Source organism: Chania multitudinisentens RB-25 (genome assembly GCF_000520015.2).
GTDB lineage: Bacteria > Pseudomonadota > Gammaproteobacteria > Enterobacterales > Enterobacteriaceae > Chania > Chania multitudinisentens.
This window is the reverse complement of the sequence record NZ_CP007044.2, coordinates 4,780,918-4,797,516: the sequence shown is the minus strand read 5'-3', so window position 1 is coordinate 4,797,516 and position 16,599 is coordinate 4,780,918. Positions and strand designations below refer to the sequence as shown.

13 protein-coding genes are annotated in these 16,599 nt (G+C 48.2%); 4 read left to right on the top strand and 9 right to left on the bottom strand.

Annotation, left to right across the window (positions count from 1 at the left end; translation table 11 throughout):
- Positions 1-89: 89 nt before the first annotated feature.
- The 3 genes from Z042_RS21310 to Z042_RS21300 form a co-directional block, all read right to left on the bottom strand.
- Entirely contained in the window at positions 90-1,685 is a 1,596-nt protein-coding gene (locus Z042_RS21310) for a UxaA family hydrolase (protein ID WP_024911447.1), read from the bottom strand.
- A gap of 53 nt (positions 1,686-1,738) precedes the next feature.
- The gene (locus Z042_RS21305) at positions 1,739-2,953 is read right to left on the bottom strand and encodes an MFS transporter (RefSeq protein ID WP_024911448.1); all 1,215 of its coding nucleotides are present in this window, start codon (positions 2,951-2,953) and stop codon (positions 1,739-1,741) included.
- Between the two features lie 85 nt (positions 2,954-3,038).
- A complete protein-coding gene (locus tag Z042_RS21300; RefSeq protein WP_024911449.1) occupies positions 3,039-3,965 on the bottom strand; it encodes a dihydrodipicolinate synthase family protein in 927 nt (308 codons plus the stop codon).
- A 343-nt stretch (positions 3,966-4,308) separates the two neighbouring features.
- On the opposite strand from Z042_RS21300, the gene Z042_RS21295 reads away from it, so the two are divergent.
- The 3 genes from Z042_RS21295 to Z042_RS21285 are packed head-to-tail and all read left to right on the top strand — an operon-like array spanning position 4,309 to position 6,252.
- Complete coding sequence (locus Z042_RS21295) at positions 4,309-5,352, top strand: hypothetical protein (RefSeq protein ID WP_154667010.1); 1,044 nt, start codon at positions 4,309-4,311, stop codon at positions 5,350-5,352.
- A gap of 11 nt (positions 5,353-5,363) precedes the next feature.
- Positions 5,364-5,891, top strand: a complete 528-nt coding sequence (locus tag Z042_RS21290) for a LemA family protein (RefSeq protein WP_037406139.1) — start codon at positions 5,364-5,366, stop codon at positions 5,889-5,891.
- Positions 5,892-5,904: 13 nt separating this feature from the next.
- Positions 5,905-6,252: a hypothetical protein gene (locus tag Z042_RS21285; protein WP_024911451.1), complete on the top strand. Its 348-nt coding sequence runs from the start codon at positions 5,905-5,907 to the stop codon at positions 6,250-6,252.
- Here the strand turns inward: Z042_RS21285 and Z042_RS21280 are convergent, their stop codons facing one another.
- Positions 6,253-6,819, bottom strand: coding sequence for a LemA family protein (locus Z042_RS21280; RefSeq protein WP_024911452.1), 567 nt, complete (start codon positions 6,817-6,819; stop codon positions 6,253-6,255).
- Positions 6,820-7,616: 797 nt separating this feature from the next.
- Between Z042_RS21280 and Z042_RS21275 the strand changes: the two genes are divergently transcribed.
- The gene (locus Z042_RS21275; protein ID WP_024911453.1) at positions 7,617-9,605 is read left to right on the top strand and encodes a glycosyl hydrolase family 28 protein; all 1,989 of its coding nucleotides are present in this window, start codon (positions 7,617-7,619) and stop codon (positions 9,603-9,605) included.
- A 189-nt stretch (positions 9,606-9,794) separates the two neighbouring features.
- Here the strand turns inward: Z042_RS21275 and Z042_RS21270 are convergent, their stop codons facing one another.
- The 5 genes from Z042_RS21270 to Z042_RS21250 form a co-directional block, all read right to left on the bottom strand.
- Positions 9,795-10,832: a LacI family DNA-binding transcriptional regulator gene (locus Z042_RS21270; protein WP_024911454.1), complete on the bottom strand. Its 1,038-nt coding sequence runs from the start codon at positions 10,830-10,832 to the stop codon at positions 9,795-9,797.
- 169 nt (positions 10,833-11,001) lie between these two features.
- Positions 11,002-12,351, bottom strand: a complete 1,350-nt coding sequence (locus tag Z042_RS21265; protein WP_024911455.1) for an MFS transporter — start codon at positions 12,349-12,351, stop codon at positions 11,002-11,004.
- Between the two features lie 112 nt (positions 12,352-12,463).
- A complete protein-coding gene (locus tag Z042_RS21260) occupies positions 12,464-13,507 on the bottom strand; it encodes a sialidase family protein (protein WP_024911456.1) in 1,044 nt (347 codons plus the stop codon).
- Positions 13,508-13,520: 13 nt separating this feature from the next.
- Complete coding sequence (locus Z042_RS21255; RefSeq protein WP_024911457.1) at positions 13,521-14,459, bottom strand: dihydrodipicolinate synthase family protein; 939 nt, start codon at positions 14,457-14,459, stop codon at positions 13,521-13,523.
- Positions 14,460-14,469: 10 nt separating this feature from the next.
- Positions 14,470-16,116: a signal transduction protein gene (locus Z042_RS21250; protein WP_024911458.1), complete on the bottom strand. Its 1,647-nt coding sequence runs from the start codon at positions 16,114-16,116 to the stop codon at positions 14,470-14,472.
- Positions 16,117-16,599: the final 483 nt, after the last annotated feature.

Below are 16,599 nucleotides of genomic sequence, written 5' to 3'. Positions count from 1 at the left end.
ATATTCCGTGATCCCGGGGGGTAACAGACAGTAGTTCCTTTAGTGATGGCACAACGTGATTAAATTCGATATTTGACGGTTGTTCTTTTTTATAAATCCAACGAGCGTTTCCACAGTAAGAAATCGTATTGCTCTAGCCTATCTGACTTCACGATATAATCGCGGCTAGCCGTCTCTATAACCCGTTCAAATAAAGCCTGGCTGACATCATGTAAAGGCGTGCCCTCAATCACTGAGCCACAGTCGAAATCGATAATATCTTTCAACCGTTCAGCGATTTCAGTATTGGTTGAAATCTTGAGGACTGGCACAATTGGGTTGCCGGTAGGGGTGCCTAAACCCGTAGAGAAAATAACAATATTACATCCCGCTGCCACTAACCCCGTTACAGCAACGACATCATTGCCTGGGGTACAAACCAGCGAGAGGCCAGCATCAGGCATTGGCTCTGCATAATCGCATACGGCACTAATCGGTGCTCGTCCCCCTTTCTTCGCCGCCCCGGTAGATTTTATGGCATCGGTAATCAGACCATCAGCGATATTGCCTGGGCTTGGGTTATCGGCGATTGAGGTATCAAAAAAGTTGGCGGTTTTCTCATAATTGTTCATTAGCTCCAGGAATTTTTTCTTATCGGCTGGGTTACGGCAACGCTTAACCATATCGCCTTCAGCACCGCAAAGTTCAGGGAATTCTGCCAAGCCCGATGCGCCGCCTAGCGTCACGACCCAATCGGAAACCAACCCCATTGCAGGATTACCTGAAATACCAGAAAAACCATCGGAAGCGCCACATTTCACGCCTAACTTTAAGAATGATAAGGGAACATCAACGCGCGGTGTTCGTCCAACCGCTTTCATCTGCGAGAAAGTTTCTCTTAATGCAGATTGCATCATCTGTTCTTCGTTTTCCCACTCTTGCTGTTTGAAATACAGCGCAGGTTTATCGAAGTTTGGATTTCGTTTATTGAGAGCGTGTTGGAAATCTATAACACGAGCTTTTTCACAGCCCAAACTAAATACCGTAATGCCGATTACGTTTGGATGGTCAGCATAAGCAGCCAGCACATCACACATTGTCATGCTGTCTGTGGTTGCACCGCCGCAACCACTATTTACCGTGATACAACGTACCCCCTCTATATGAGGTAACAGCTTTTCTTTGTCTTTTCCTTTTGACGCACTATCACCTGCCAGGTCCATCGCAAAACGTGTCAGAGAATGATCAGAGTAGCCCAAGGCATCGTTCAAGGCATCTGTCAGTTTAGTGACATTCCGGTTCTCACAAAAAACCAAGGGAAGAACTAACCAATAGTTCGCCGTGCCAACGCGGCCATCGTCACGCATATAGCCTTTGAATGTGCGCGTGGCATAAGCGGATATATCCGGTTCCTGCCAGTGGTATGGTTCATTATTAAGCAGCACGGGTGCTGCGTAGTGTTTGATATTATTGACGGTAACGGCCTCACCCTTGGCAATTGGCTTTGTGGCTTTACCAACGGGTGTGCCATACATTGACACAATGCCATCGGTGGCAATATCTTCAGTCGAAAACTTGTGTTTTGCCTTAACGTCAGTCACTAGCGTAATATTTTCAGTTCCCCAGCAGACAGTCTCACCCTTATTCAAATTTTTCAGGGCAACAATCAGATTATCACTTTCGTCAATCTTCAGAATTTTTTGCATGATTTGCTTCCTTATTTTTATTAATGAAATTGCAGAACCATTATTTTTTGCCTTTATCTCTCTGCTGAGTCATTACTTTTTAGTACGCTAATTAAGACTGCACTGACAACAGTAATGAGTGAGAGAGTCACTAATCCGGCTGTTGTGCTATTCATGAGTTGATCAACTTCAACACGAATCATAGGTGCCAAAAACGAACAAAATGCACCCATTGTGGTACAGAAACCGATGCCTGCCGCCAATGCCGAACCTGACAAAATCTGTGCGGGAAACGTCCAGAAGATAGGCTGGACAGACAAAAAGCCAATTGCCGATAAACAGAGCGCTGCAATCGCAAGCACAGGGCCTGCATAAGCCGAGACTGCCAACCCGATAGCTGCCGCCAGCATGCACATGACTGATATTTTCACGCGATTTTTGGGGTTGCGATCGGCTATCCGTGGAATGTAATACACGCCGAATGCTGAACACGCCCATGGGATTGCTGCCACCAACGATTCTTTAAAACCAAGAGTCGATCCCATTAATGCTGCAACTTGAGACGGCAGGAAGAACATCAAACCATATACTGAGATCTGTATCGTGCCGTAGATGAGAGCAAGATGCCAAACATTGAGGCTTTTTAAGGCCGACGTTACCGAACTGGTTTCTGTTTTCTGGCGTTCGCTTTCAAGCTGAGCATTCAGCGCATCTTTTTCCTCTTGCGTCAGGAAACGAGCTTTCGATGGGTTATCGTCCAGATAGAAGAAGGCAAATATACCCATGAATACCGCAGGTAGTCCTTCGATGACGAACATCCAGAACCAACCTGGGCGACCTAACCAACCATTCAGCTCAAGCAAGGCGCCAGAAAGAGGGGAACCTAGAGTCAGGGCCAGCGGGACGCCGAGAACAAAAATACCAATGACAGAACCGCGAACCTTATTCGGGAAGTAAATTGAAGCGAGGAGCAGGATGCCTGGATAAAAACCTGCTTCGCCTAAACCCAGCAGGAAACGCAGTATAATAAATTGTGTTTCATTCGTTACAAAGCCCGTTAGGGCAGACAAAACGCCCCACAGTATCGTGGTAATGCTGAGCCACTTTTGTGCACCGATCTTGTTTAAAATCAGGTTTGCAGGAATGCCGAATAACGCATAAGCCGCAAAGAAAATGCCTGCGCCGAAGGCAAAGGCTGAATCTGACAGTGAAATGTCAACCTGCATTGCCGTTTTGGCAAAACCCACATTCACACGATCGATAAATGCAATAAAATAAAGTAAAAACATCAAGGGAACGAGACGTTTCCATGATTTACTGATAGCGGAATTGAGTAGTTGATTGTTATAAGCGGTAATATTCACTAATCCCTCCTTATCCTATTACGGGCATATTGTGATTGTCTGTTTTTATCTGAACATTGGCTAAGCTCAATATTGACGCAATTGATGCAATCTTTTCCTGGGCTACAGGGCTAAATGGGGGGTAAATAAAGTCTGAGTTAATAATTCCCCGTAATTGAAGCGTTTTTTTAAGTGTGGAAATAAATGGGTCATGCAAGTGATAAATATCCATCATTTTATCGACGGTCTGTTGATGAGTAGATATGCTTAATAAGTCATTACTGGCAAAGGCATCTATCCAGGATTTAAAGAATTCAGGTATTATATTCGATAGCCCGCCAATGCAGCCATTTCCCCCAGAAAGAATATTATGAGCGAAGTTATTATCATATCCGGCATAGACTTCAAAATAAGGGAGTTCTTTTTTAACCTGCTTGATAATTTCACAGGTATGCATGGTGTCAGGTATCGTATCTTTGAAGCCAATAATATTGGGGAATGCAGTGGCTAATTTTAAACATATTTCTGGTGAAATGCTGTAACCCGTTTTCTCTGGGAAGTTATAGATAAAAATATTAGCCTTAGTATTTTTAGCTATCTTGCTATAAAAATCATAAATACCTTCATCCGTTAACCGAAAATAGTACGGGCTGATAATCATTACGCCATCCAACCCACATTCGTAGGCGTAGTTTGCCAATGAAATGGATTCATTGACGTCCATACGGCTGGCGCCAGCGTACACTTTTAAGTGGCCTTTATTAAAACCTGAAGCAAGCTTGATCAACTGTCTGGATGTTTCAACGCTTAACGAAAAGAACTCTCCGGTGCTCCCCATAACAACGAAACCAGACATATATTCTTTAATAAAATCATATAACTTCAGGTTTTCTTCTGAATCTAACCTGCCTTTTTTATCAAAAACAGTCACCGTTGGGGTGATGTAAGAACTGTGCATACGACCATCCTTTATTTTCATATATATGAACTATATTTTTATTTACGAACAATTTGAGTTAATCATATGGCTAAAAAAGAGTCAAAGCACACAAGTTTTTTTTCTAAACGATTGGAGCTAGATCACAGTATCTCTAGATGGGTAAACAGATGTGGGTAAACAAAGAGCGTGATGAAGCTTGGAAATTTGCACGGTTGGTGCTTATCGATTTTTTATTGTTACTGGCAGGGGCTTAAGAGTTGATTCACAAGATAAATGCAGGCGATGAAGGCGCTTTAAGATAAGGGTTGTCAACCCATAATCAAAGGTTACAATTATGCCATTGCAACGGAATGGGTTCATTATGGCATTTTTTATCGCATTCTTTGCCGCAGCTGTTGGCGGCTTTATCACATTGGTTTTACGTCTGCTTTATGAGCGCACCGCGTTGCCTGTTTGGGCTATTCCTCTGGTTGCAGCAATTATCGCTGGCAGCGCTTTTACCGTGAATGAACAATATGGTTTCTATGTCTTAGTTGGCCTGTTTGTTCTGACATTTGTGCTATTTCAGGTCGCTTTTTTTTACCGTTCTTTTAGTGGCCTGAGAGAGCGCTTTATCAAAGAGCGGCAAAAAAACCAATCCATGTTAAAAACTATCCTTAAGTTTGTGGGTTCTTTGTTGGTGGTAGTGATCTTTTATGGTGCTTTGGTTTATGGCCCAATCGCTTTTGTCGGTGTGATACTGCTGAGCGTTATTATTTCCTGGTTAACGCCAACAACCAAGGGGCAGTTTTTTAAGTTGCAGCAAATCTTACCCACGTCGAAAATTCGCTCATTGGCAATGGGATTAGTTGAGGTGGAGGGAATTGTTTCTGCATCAGAGCAGGTGACTGCGCCATTAAGTAAGAAAAAATGTATTGGTTATTACTACGCCCAATATGAGATCAGCACTGACTCTGATGGCGATAGGCATTACCACCTGTTATCTGTTGCGGAAAAGTATCAGCCATTTAAAATCACCGACGACACCGGCGGCGTTGCCGTAGTGCCTGATGGGCTGGAATTGGTCAGTTTCACACCTTCAGCTGAAGAAGAACGCGGTGGCCGCCGCTATACAGAATATGCTTTGTTTAATAATGAAAGAGTCATGCTTATCGGTGCAGCCAATGAGCGAAATAACCAGGTAGTCATTATTAAAGATACGGTGAAAGATATTCTGGCGATATCGCCAGTGACCAGCGTATCCCGCTGGAATAGGAGCCGCCCGTTAGTTAATACTGCTTTGATGTTCTGTGGCGTTGCTGCCTTTTTGATTGCGGTCATATTAACGATTCCCTATACCTTTGATGGCCATATTCTTACGCTGAATTTCTGGCAATCGCCCTTTTTCAGTTGGTTAAAACCATAAGGCCGAATGACATGAATTCACTGATTGCGTTAGTTATTGTTGTAGCACTGGCACTTTTAATGATGCGTTATCTGATCGTGCTGTATAACAAAATTGTGGCCCTCAGAAACTATGTGGAGAAATCGTTTGCCAATATTGATGTCCTGTTGAAACAGCGGGCCGATGAAATTCCTGAGTTGATTAAGGTGGCAGAAAAAGTCATGGTGCATCAAGGGGAGGTTTTTACCCAATTAGCTCAACTGCGGAGCCGTTACCTGAGCAGCCGCCAATCAGAAGAAAAAGTTCAGGTAGCTAATCAGACCGATGAATTGTTCCGGCAGATTTTTATGCTGGCCGAAAATTACCCGGAATTAAAAGCGATACACCATCTGACGGCATTACAGCAGCGCATCTCTTTATTGGAAAATAGCATTGCCGATCGTCAAGAGTTCTTTAACCAAAGCGTTATGTTGTATAACATTGGTATTCAAGTTTTTCCAAATATCGTGTTGGCTAAGCTATTAGGTTATCAAAAACGCTCATTATTAAAATACCATTGAGAGGGAAAATATTATGATGGAATTACCTATTGAACTGTTTGGTTTTATGCGGTTTATTGAAAATGAACCGGCGATGATGGCCTTTGTCGCTTCATTTGGTGTGCTTATCGCTGCCTTTTTCGTTGCACTATTTATCCGCCTTCCGTTGCTGAAAACGTTTTTTGGTATCATCGCCGGTGGGTTGGCTTTAGCACTGTTCCCAGGATTTATTGTCTGTATGATTTTTGTGTTTTCTGGTATTTCCGGTATGCATATCTTTTTTTCCTGGGGAGTGATTGTTATTTCCAGTATTTTGTTTGTTCTGTTTAATCATCAAAGAATAATGAACATTTTAGGTGAGGTAGCAACGAAGGCAAAATAGCTAATCGTTAAACTTAACACCATTATAAGCAATCTCCTCTGCACTGATTTCCAGCAATGACATACGCTGGTAACCTAACGCTTTAGCGCACAGCACATCAGGAAACAAAGTAATACCAATATTATAGAGATTAACCGCATCGTTAAAGAATTCACGGCGGTGAGCGATTTTGTCTTCCACTTCACTCACTGATTTTTGCAGCTCAATAAAACTATTACCAGAAATAAGAGTGGGATAATTCTCTGAAATAGCGATGACTGATTTTAGAGCACTCTCAAGCTGATTGGCGGCATCCACTTTATCTTTTATCGACCCTGCATTCAGATAGGTGATTCTGGCGGCGCTGAGCGTAGTAAAAATATCCTTTTCATGAGACATCGCTTTTGAAACAACCTGAATGAGAGCCGGGATCTGGTCAGCACGCTGTTTCAGAATCACATCAATGTTAGCAAAAGAGGCATCGATATTATTGCGCAATGCCACTAGGCGGTTATAAATACTGATTGCCCAACCACCAAGTCCCACCACGGCGAATATAATAATGACAACGGTAATCAGTAACCCCATACAAACGTGCTCCCTAATTTGCTGATTTCATGCCAAAAACATAATTAATTTTTGAACTGCCACAAACAATATCTCACGGCCGTATTCTGTGACTACAGAACATGCTAAAGCAATCCAGAATGCCATTATGCAGCCAGCAGGTTAGAGCTTTTTCTGCTAACGATCAACTAAGAACCTATCTCAATTGGCTATTTTATTTGCCATTCTGAACCTGAGCGCTGCTTAGATAAAGGCTTTAGCCTTTGAGCGCCCATGAGGGTGGCCAGGCGGATGCATTTTGCTGGTAAGCCGTGCCTGATTTTTTTTCAAAAAGAAAGTATAAAATTCGTCGCGGAGTTGATTTTGTGAGCTAGGTTGTGTTTTTACTAAAAGTCTCTAAATTTAGTGAGATAGAGAGAAAAACTTGAGCTCTGTCGCGAAAAAAAGATCAGGATATGTTTTAATGAAACCGCGTTTTATTATTTTCAGTATATCGTTTTGTTTGTTGATATGGACTGGAAGATATAGAGGGGGGAGTGGTAGTGATATTTTTTATCTGATTTTTTGCAGATAAAGAATGCCCCGAAAAATAGATTGGTAATAGGTGTGTGAATATATTTTCTCAGTAATACGATAATGCTTCGTAGGGGGTTCTATTGTCTTAAAAAGACTGGGTTGATGAATTACCTATCGGAGAGAGGGCGTTGAGATATACCTAATAAATTTCAAGCAGCCGGTAAGCGCTAACGGAATGCGGCTTGAGAGACAATGAATATAAAAAGCTATTAGTACGTGGTATTAATCATACAGGAGGTTGCATGTTTTATTCTTTACCTAAAACTCGTCTGACTCTTGGCGCAATTATAGTGCTAAGCGGTCTCATGGTCGGATGCAGTGATAACGCCTCAGAAGATAACACTGCGGGTGGTGACAACACGATAGATCGTTCCGCAGCGCCGCAAAAGGTTCAGGTTCCTACGCTAGCCTATGATGAAAGCAGTGTGGTTTTGGTATGGGAAAAACCCGAGCAGTACAGCGACATTAAAGACTATAACGTTTATATGAACGGCAAGCTGATCGGGAACGCTAATGCTAATCACGATCTTCATTCGCCGGCCAAACCTTATATCGATAATTTTTATCAGAATATTGATAGCGAAGACTGGCATACGAAGATTGGGTTGCACAACTATACGGTAACCGGATTGATGCCTGCTACGGAGTATCGCTTTACCGTCCGTGCAGTTTATGCAGATGGTAACGAATCGGTAGACAGTGAAACCGTGAAGCAGAAAACCAACGCTGCCCCTCATTTAATTGACGTGAAAACCTTTGGGGCGCGAGGCGATGGGGAAACGCTGGATACTGTGGCGATCCAGAGCGCTATCGATGATTGTACGCTGGAGCGCTATGCTCAAGGCTGTAAAGTGCAGCTCACTGAAGGAAAATACAAATCAGGTGCGTTGTTTCTACACAGTAATATGACCTTTGAGATTGCCGAAAATGCGGTACTGCTGGGTTCTGCCGATGCGGCTGACTATCCGCTGGAAAAAGGCTATACCCTGTATCCTTATACCAATCCTGCGCCGTTGCCAAAGCGCCCACCTTCATTACTGAATGTGTTGGAAGAGGATGATCAAGGCAGTACGCATGCGGGTACTTTTGAGAATATCCGTATCGTGGGTAAAGGCACCATTGATGGCAATGGCTGGACGCGTGGCATCAGCGCGGGCGGGGTGGATGAGATTGCCGATGAGATCGGTAATATCTTGCCACAGTACCGCGCCAGTAAAGAAGATAAAGTCAACAGCGACGGTATTCTGGCGAAATCCCAGGTTGCGGTCGCGGTTGGTGAAGGCATGTCGTTAACAGAGGCTTATAAAAACCGGCGTTCCAGCCTGATGACCCTGCGCGGCATACGTAATCTGTATGTTGATGGCCTGACGATCCTGAACCCGGCATTCCACGGTGTGATGGTGCTGGAGTCTGAAAATGTGGTTATGAATGCCTTGTCACACACCACATTTGATGCCAACAATGCGGATGGTATCGAGTTTGGTAACAGCCAGAATGTTATGGTATTCAACAACTTCTTTGATACTGGTGATGACTGCGTTAACTTTGCTGCAGGCTACGGTGCGGGTGTACAGGAGTTTGGTCAAAAAGCGCAGAGTGGGGCCTGGATCTTCAACAACTATTTCCGTAACGGCCACGGTGCGGTAGTTGCAGGTAGCCATACAGGGGCTTGGATTGAGAAGATCCGTGCGGAGGATAACGTCATGTATCTTACCTTCGTTGGCCTGCGTATGAAGAGCCGCCCTTACTATGGTGGTGGTGCGCGCGACGTAGTGTTCCGTGATAATGCGATGGTCAGCATTAACGAACAGCCTTTTGTTTTTACTATCAAGTATGCCGCTGATGTCAACGATACGGTGCCGGCCAGCGAGCCTGCGCAGTTCCGTGATGTTACGGTGAAGAATGTTACGATCGATGGAACGAACAAGAGAAACAGTATTCTGGTTGATGGCATGACCGTGGCTGAAATGGAAAGCGCTTATGGTTTTGCCTTTGGCCGCGATGCTTTCCACCAAGGGTTGAATTTTGAAAACGTGAAATTTAAGAATACCAGAGCGACGGATATCTCATTCCTGCGAGACAGCCAGTTTAATCAGGTAATCTTCGAAAATGTGCCCGCAGCATGGAAATTCATGCAGGTACAAGATGTTGTGTTGAAAGACAAGGCTAACGATAGCGTGCTGACAACCACCGGTAGCGACGTTCTGACGCTGGAAGCCGCGACAGAATAGCGGTGATCCATGTGATGAAGCCCTCTCCCGTTGGGGGAGGGTTTTGATGATAATTCACTCATAGTTAATTAAAAATAATAGCCCCAAGTCCTTTTTTTGCATTTGAGGGCTAGGTAAAAAGAAATCCCCCATCTTCAATCTGGCGTGATATTCCCCTGAACATCAGCTGAGTTTCTGTGGCCTAAACATTCATATTGATCCGAGAATGATTTGATCCCGGTTTTGACCGGCCCGCTGGCGGTATAACAATGTCATGGGGATAATCGCCCGCTGGCTTTCGCCGCCGCCCTGCAACGCCTGCTGCATGGCATGAAACGCCATCTCGACCCAGGCATCCTCATCTTGACGCACCGACCAGATATTATTGGATAAAAAACCCAGCATCGGGTGTTCATCAAAGGTGCCGATATTGATTTCGGCGGGAATAAAGCCGAAATGGGTGCGCAGTACGCTTAATGCGCCTTCAAGCACCGGCAGTGAAGAGGCAATAAAGGCAGGCGGAGCCGCGTGATGGTTGGCCAGGAAAGTGCGCATCAACATTTCACCGTCTTCACGCCGGTTATGTGCGGCCTCCAATATCCACTGGCGGGTGTCGGTGATACCGCGTGCCGCCAGCACTGCCTCATAGCCACTCATACGCTCCTTGATCGTCGGCTGCCCGATATCACCGGCCATAAAAAACAGCGGTATTTTGCCAGCATCGAACATGGCTTCGGTCAGCGCCGCGCTGCCGCGCCGATTATCACTCACCACTAATGAAACATCGGGGGAGCCAAAGTCACGGTCAAGCAGCACCAGCGGCTTGGTTGAGCGTTTCACATGGTGTTTTTGCGATTGTAACGATGAAGGCACCACAAACAGGCCATCCACATTGCGAGCGATCAGCGCCTCCACCAGCTTGTTCTCATATTTCAGATCGCTGTAGGTACAGCTGATCATCAATTGATAACCCGCCTCACGGCAGCGGATTTCCAGCTTTTCCGCCAGCGTGGCAAAAAAGACGTTAGACAAACGCGGAATGATCAACCCGAGCGTTTCGGTTTTGTTCAGCTTCAGACTGCGAGCGGCATGATTCACCGTGTAACCATGCTCTGCGACATATTCGTTGATCCGGGCCTGCGTTTTACTGCTGATCCGGTACTGCTGCGCCTGGTTATTCAGCACCAGGCGCACGGTGGTGATCGAGATATTCAGTGCAGTGGCAATTTGCTCTACTGTTTTAGCCATGAGCAACAGCGTCCATGAAAAACAATCAAGATTGCCAGTTTATCAGTATTTGCTGCTTCGAGTCAGCGCGGGAGAACACAACGAATGTATAAACACTAAACCAGCGGCAAAAAGATCGGCTAGGGGAGGGAGTAAACCGGGGCAGAGCATCCACCCCGGCAAAGTATCATTACAGTGTATCTTTTGTCATATCACGTTTAGAGGTTTCCGGGGCTCGCCAGGCAGCATAAGCTGCCACCAGCGCAGCGATCACCACATAGCAGGCAACCAGCGTCCAATCGTTATGATCGATGGCGCTCAAACCTTTAGCGATAAAAGGTGTGAACCCCCCGGCAACGATCGCCCCCAGTTGAGCACCGATGGAGGCCCCGCTGTAGCGCACCTTCGGCCCAAACAGTTCGGTGAAGAACGAAGGTTGTACCGCATTGATCGAGTTATGGGCAATGTTGATCAGCAGGATATAGCCCAGCACCATCAGCACGAAAGAACCGCTTTCCAACAGCCAGAAGAACGGAAATGCCATCGCCGCCGCGCAAAGTGCACCAAAGATGTACACCGGACGCCGGCCGACTTTATCGGACAAAGCCCCGAACAGCGCATGCATCGGGAAAGCCAGCACGCAGGTCGCCATAACCACGTTCAGCATGGTTTGTTTGTCAACGCCAAGCTGAGTGGTGGCGTAAGATACCGCAAACACCGTGGTCATAAAGAACGGTACGCTCTCGGCAAAACGCAGCACCATGATCAGCAGGATGCTGCGCCATTGGTCGCGCACTACCGTCACCACCGGGCTTTCTTCTTTCTCTACCTTGTTGGGCTTGGTTTTATGCTGTTTTTGCACTTCTTGGAATACCGGCGTTTCGTCCAGGCGGCGGCGCATATACATGCCCACCAACACCAGCACCACGCTCAGCATAAAGGGGATACGCCAACCCCAGGATAGCAGCTGGTCTTCAGGAAGCTGCGTCACCAGCGCGAATACTCCCGTAGCCAGTAACTGACCAGAGAAACCACCGGTTTGCGGGATCGACCCCAGCAGCCCACGGCGATTGGCCGGCGCGCTCTCCACCACCATCAGCATTGCACCGCCCCATTCGCCGCCAACCAGGAAGCCTTGTATAAAACGCAGTACTACCAACAGAATCGGTGCCCAAATGCCGATGCTGTTGTAAGACGGCAGGCAGCCGATCAGGAACGTGGCGACCCCCATCCCGCCTAGAGTAATCAACAGCGTGATTTTACGCCCAAGGGTATCGCCCATATGGCCGAAGAACACGCCCCCCAGCGGACGAGCGATAAAACCCACGCCAAAGGTGGCAAAGGAGGCCAACATGGCGGCCAGCGGGCTGACGTTGGGAAAAAACACCTTGCTGAACACTAATGCGCTCGCCAGGCCATAAAGCAGGAAATCGTAGTATTCGATGGTGTTACCAATCCAGCTTGATATCACCACGCGCCGAATACTGGATTTATCCAATACGGCTTTGGGTGTTACCGGCATATCCAGAGAAATTGACATGGCAGACTACCTCACTGAGTCATGTTGGAACGCAGCGTGTGCCGCTCCAACGCCGCCGTGCTGCGTGCAGCCGACGAATGTTGTAGGGTATTGTTATTTTGTCTTTTCTGCTTCAGGCCAGGCTCAGCGTGCAGTAGACGATATTTTTTCGGTTCCAGGTGTAAGTGAGGTGCAACGTCTTATCCTCACAAATAATGGCCGGATAAGAGAATTCCCCTTCTCCGCTTTCCACATCCAGCGGCGTTGACCAGTGTTCACCGTTATCCCGCGATACGCTGAGAGAGATCGGGAAGCGTTTGCCCCAGTTCCCCTCAATCGGGTTATAAGCCAGCACCAACGCGCCTTGCTCGGTACGCACCAGATCAATACCGCTGTTGTTATTGGGCAGGCCAGTGGCGTAGGCGGCACACCAGCTTTTGCCGTTGTCTTTTGAATCACTGCGATAAACACGCCCACGCGTGCTGCGCATCAGCATATGAATGTGTCCCGGCGCGGATTCCCAGAGAGAAGGCTGAATCACGCCGTCCCACTGAAAAACCCGCTCAAGATCGTTTTCCCACAGCGCATCGGCCTGTAATCCCTGCCAGAGCTGGCTGTCATCACGGCTGGCCTGTGGCTGATGCTCGATCGGCACCTTGACCATCTGCCAGTGTTGCCCACCATCTTCGGAACGATCGACAAAGGCATCCCAATAGCGATCGTCCTCTGTCGAACCCGGTGCCAGCCAACTGCCGTCTGACGTCACCAGCAGTTTGTTTTTTACCGGGCCACGCGGCAGGGCGTCGCCAGCCACCAGTTCTGCCGGCGTGCTCCAGGTGATGCCCTGATCTTGCGAGGTGACATAGCGGGTTTTCCATTCATGCACATTGGGGCCCACTTTGTAGAACAGCCAGAGGTTGTTCCGTTCTTTCAGCAGCACCGGATTCCAGTGTGCCAATCCTGCGCAGGCAATCGTCCGGCGCGGCGCCTGCCATATTCCCTGGTGCTGCCGAGATAACCAGATTGCCGTATCGCCACTGCCTTCTTTCTGCCCCGCGAAATATGCCACCAGCACATCGCCGCCTGGCAAGGCGAGCAACGTCGAGGCATGGCAGTTGTTAAAATCTGCACTATCTGGCGACCATAAAAATTGCTGTGTTGTGAGTGTCAGCGACATACTCTTCCCCGTTTCAAAGCTGTAAATGAACCTGCAAGGCTTCACCGAGCCGTACCATGCTCTCTATCGCTGCCGGATAAAAACTGTCCGGGTAGGATTGGCTGTTTTTAGAACGGCAGGCGATGGAGCTGAAATTACCGATTTGCTGCTGATAAAACTTGGCGCACACCGGGTAATCAAGCCCCTCAGCCAACGCAGCGGTGGAGAGATAATCCGCCAACTGAGCCGCTTTCTCCGGTTCACTACGCCAGTGCTCAAACAACCAGACATACAGCGCCGGATGAAAATTGGCCATTACGCCGCTGTAGGCCTGGCACCCGGCCTGTAGCGAGGCCAGCAGAGTCTGGCTGTTGGCGTTGGCCAGATGCAGACGGCTACCCTGGCTTAACGCGACTCTGCGTTTGATCGTGGGCAGCGAACAGCAGGTATCCTTGATAAAGGTGTAGCGGCCACTGGCTGCACACCAGGCTACTATCTCATCGGATAACAGCCGCTTGTAGGGATAGGGGCACTCATAAATACCCAGATCGATCTCTTTTGGCAGCGCGGCGGTGAGCTGCTGCAATGAGGCCAGTGCCTGTTGATCCGCTTCGCCAGCCAGCGCCAGGCGGTTACTGATGAGGATCAGACCATCAATCCCGGTTTCACACATGGCGCTGAGCTGTTCGGCCTGTTGGCTTATGGCGTTAGCGGTGTGACCGGAGGCCACCACCGGCACGCGGCCATCAACCTTCTCGACGATAAATTTCACCAGTTGGCGAGCTTCGCTGTCGCTGAGGAAAAACATCTCGCTTGACTGACAGGCCGCAAACAGACCATGAACGCCAGCCGCCAAGTACCAATCCACCAGTTTTTCCAGCGAATACCAGTCGATCTCCCGCTGGTCATTAAACGGTGTCAGCATCACCGGCCAGATGCCGGTGTACTTCTGTGCTTCAGTCCGCGTTTGCATATTCGGTTCCTTACAGCAGTGTGAAAGCATCGCCAGCCACCTGAACGTGGATACCCTGGGTCAGCGCCTGGGCGACAAAGGCGCTAAATACCTCTGGCAATACCGCTTCTTCAACATAGGCGACGGTCAAGTGGTTGCTCTGGTGGCCCGCCATCAGGTCATCGCGGCTAACGCCGTCCAGCACGGCATTCAGTAATGGCCACTCGTAATTGGTGGCGCGGCGGCGGCGTTCAAATTCAGCTTCCGGCAGCTCCACGGCGTGGCCCGTGCCAATGTGCATGACTACCTCGATTCCTTCGTAATGTGCCCGCGCCCAGATAAAGCGCCCAGCCTTACCCTGGCCGGTAAGGGTTGAACCTCCATAAGGGAAGAACATCGCAGGCTGGCGATAACCGGTTGCGCCGGCAATACCGCCTTTCAGATGGGCAAACGGCACTGCGCCGGAAATTTCCAGATCCCAATAGAAGGTTCCCTGATATTCACTGCCCCAGCGAATATCATGCAGTGTGGTTTCCGCCGGTTGGCCTAAGGCATCCAGTAATCGCCACAGCATCGCCTGCGGGATGGCCGTGCCCATGTCCACTTCGTTGATGCAGGGGATGGCTTTGCCCGGCCAGATGATTTCCCCGTTTTCGTCCGGGATTGGGAAACGTTCCGCGTTACCAATCGCCCCTTCGGCAAAGTCTGAAGCTGCGCAACTGTCTTTCAGCCCCTGCTGGTATTGCACCCCAACCGCCGCCAGGCCAAAGCGCTTAACAAAACGCCCCATAGCGATCATCATGGCACACTGTTCCAACACCTGGCTGCGCGTAAGTTCTTTGGTGCCATCGTCGCCAAATTTAAACTGCATTCCTCGCGTTTCGTACCACGTTAAACAGGCTTCACGCAGTTCCTGTGGGACCTTATTCATTTCCACCAGTAACGCCGATTGCGACAGGGATTCGATCGGCATACCGATATTCACCATGGCCTGCTGCGGAAACACGCCGTTGATCATCCCCATACAGAAGGTATCAAATAAACCGATGATGGCCTTATGGCGCAGAATATATTCCCCGACCTGACGCCCTTTCTGACCGGCTTCACTTGCCATAACCCTATGGGTCGGTGCAATAGCGTGCAGGTAGCCGGTTGGGTGGCTCACGGCACCGTTACGCAGCCAGGTTTTCAGCCCCTGCTCAAATAATTCATCATCAAAATTTGCAGACCACAGGCGAGAGTAATGCTTCCCCAGGCTGGTCAGGCTGCCGGCCATACACAGCATGCCCACCAAACCCGGCCAGGTACCGTCAAAATTTGCCAGTAATAGCACTGGGCCACGGTGGCGCGTTAGTGAGGGAGCAATATGGTGGGAATACTGCCAGGCCGTCAGTAACACGATCAGCGGTGCATCGGGGTCGATCTGAGCAAACAGATCGCTGCCCTGACGCTGGCTGCTGATAAAACCATGCCCGCGCTCGGTATCTACCGGGTGGGCACGCAGCATACGGTAGCCATTGCGTTCCAACGCCGCTTGCAGCTTTTCTTCAAATGCCTGCTGCACCGGCCAGCACGCCAGGTTGGCTGATTCGCGCAGATCGGCGTTGGTCACCAGCAGAATCTCTTGCTGCTGGGTTTTAATCGGCGTAGGTGCCGGGGGAAGATGTAATGTCAGCATATTCGATTCCTTAACATTCACAGATTAAGTCCATGCCTGCCTCTCATCAGCAGGCCGATCGCGCAAACCAATGATATCCAGCCGCAGTTGGCTGAACGTGGATTGATACAAGAGTTTGTCTGCCAGAATGCGCACACTGGCCGCGCAACGCTGGTGGTTTGTTTATGATGCTCGCGGAACCGACATCAATACTGATAAAGCAGTTCTGCTCTATAGCTCTCATTTTTTTGCTAACTCGAGTTAGCAATGTATGGCCCTGTGAAAAAAGAGACAAAGCCTTTAGCAAGAATTTGTGATTCACTTCATAGTGAATTATTTAATTCATTGAAATAGAAAGAGTAAAAAAGCAGCATTGCCAATACTCGTTTTGGCAAGGTTTTTTCCACGATAAAGGAATGAATATGCTGAGAAGCCTGTTGAGTGAAACTCAACAGGCTTATGCAGGGCCTTTGTGGGAAAGGGGATGGGTACACCTTTGGCGCA

Excerpts from the sequence above, each read along its gene's own strand:
- Z042_RS21310 (WP_024911447.1), bottom strand. The coding sequence starts at position 1,685 with ATGCAAAAAATTCTGAAGATTGACGAAAGTGATAATCTGATTGTTGCC.
- Z042_RS21305 (WP_024911448.1), bottom strand. The coding sequence starts at position 2,953 with ATGTTTTTACTTTATTTTATTGCATTTATCGATCGTGTGAATGTGGGT.
- Z042_RS21300 (WP_024911449.1), bottom strand. The coding sequence starts at position 3,965 with ATGCACAGTTCTTACATCACCCCAACGGTGACTGTTTTTGATAAAAAA.
- Z042_RS21295 (WP_154667010.1), top strand. The coding sequence starts at position 4,309 with ATGGCATTTTTTATCGCATTCTTTGCCGCAGCTGTTGGCGGCTTTATC.
- Z042_RS21290 (WP_037406139.1), top strand. The coding sequence starts at position 5,364 with ATGAATTCACTGATTGCGTTAGTTATTGTTGTAGCACTGGCACTTTTA.
- Z042_RS21285 (WP_024911451.1), top strand. The coding sequence starts at position 5,905 with ATGATGGAATTACCTATTGAACTGTTTGGTTTTATGCGGTTTATTGAA.
- Z042_RS21280 (WP_024911452.1), bottom strand. The coding sequence starts at position 6,819 with ATGGGGTTACTGATTACCGTTGTCATTATTATATTCGCCGTGGTGGGA.
- Z042_RS21275 (WP_024911453.1), top strand. The coding sequence starts at position 7,617 with ATGTTTTATTCTTTACCTAAAACTCGTCTGACTCTTGGCGCAATTATA.
- Z042_RS21270 (WP_024911454.1), bottom strand. The coding sequence starts at position 10,832 with ATGGCTAAAACAGTAGAGCAAATTGCCACTGCACTGAATATCTCGATC.
- Z042_RS21265 (WP_024911455.1), bottom strand. The coding sequence starts at position 12,351 with ATGTCAATTTCTCTGGATATGCCGGTAACACCCAAAGCCGTATTGGAT.
- Z042_RS21260 (WP_024911456.1), bottom strand. The coding sequence starts at position 13,507 with ATGTCGCTGACACTCACAACACAGCAATTTTTATGGTCGCCAGATAGT.
- Z042_RS21255 (WP_024911457.1), bottom strand. The coding sequence starts at position 14,459 with ATGCAAACGCGGACTGAAGCACAGAAGTACACCGGCATCTGGCCGGTG.
- Z042_RS21250 (WP_024911458.1), bottom strand. The coding sequence starts at position 16,116 with ATGCTGACATTACATCTTCCCCCGGCACCTACGCCGATTAAAACCCAG.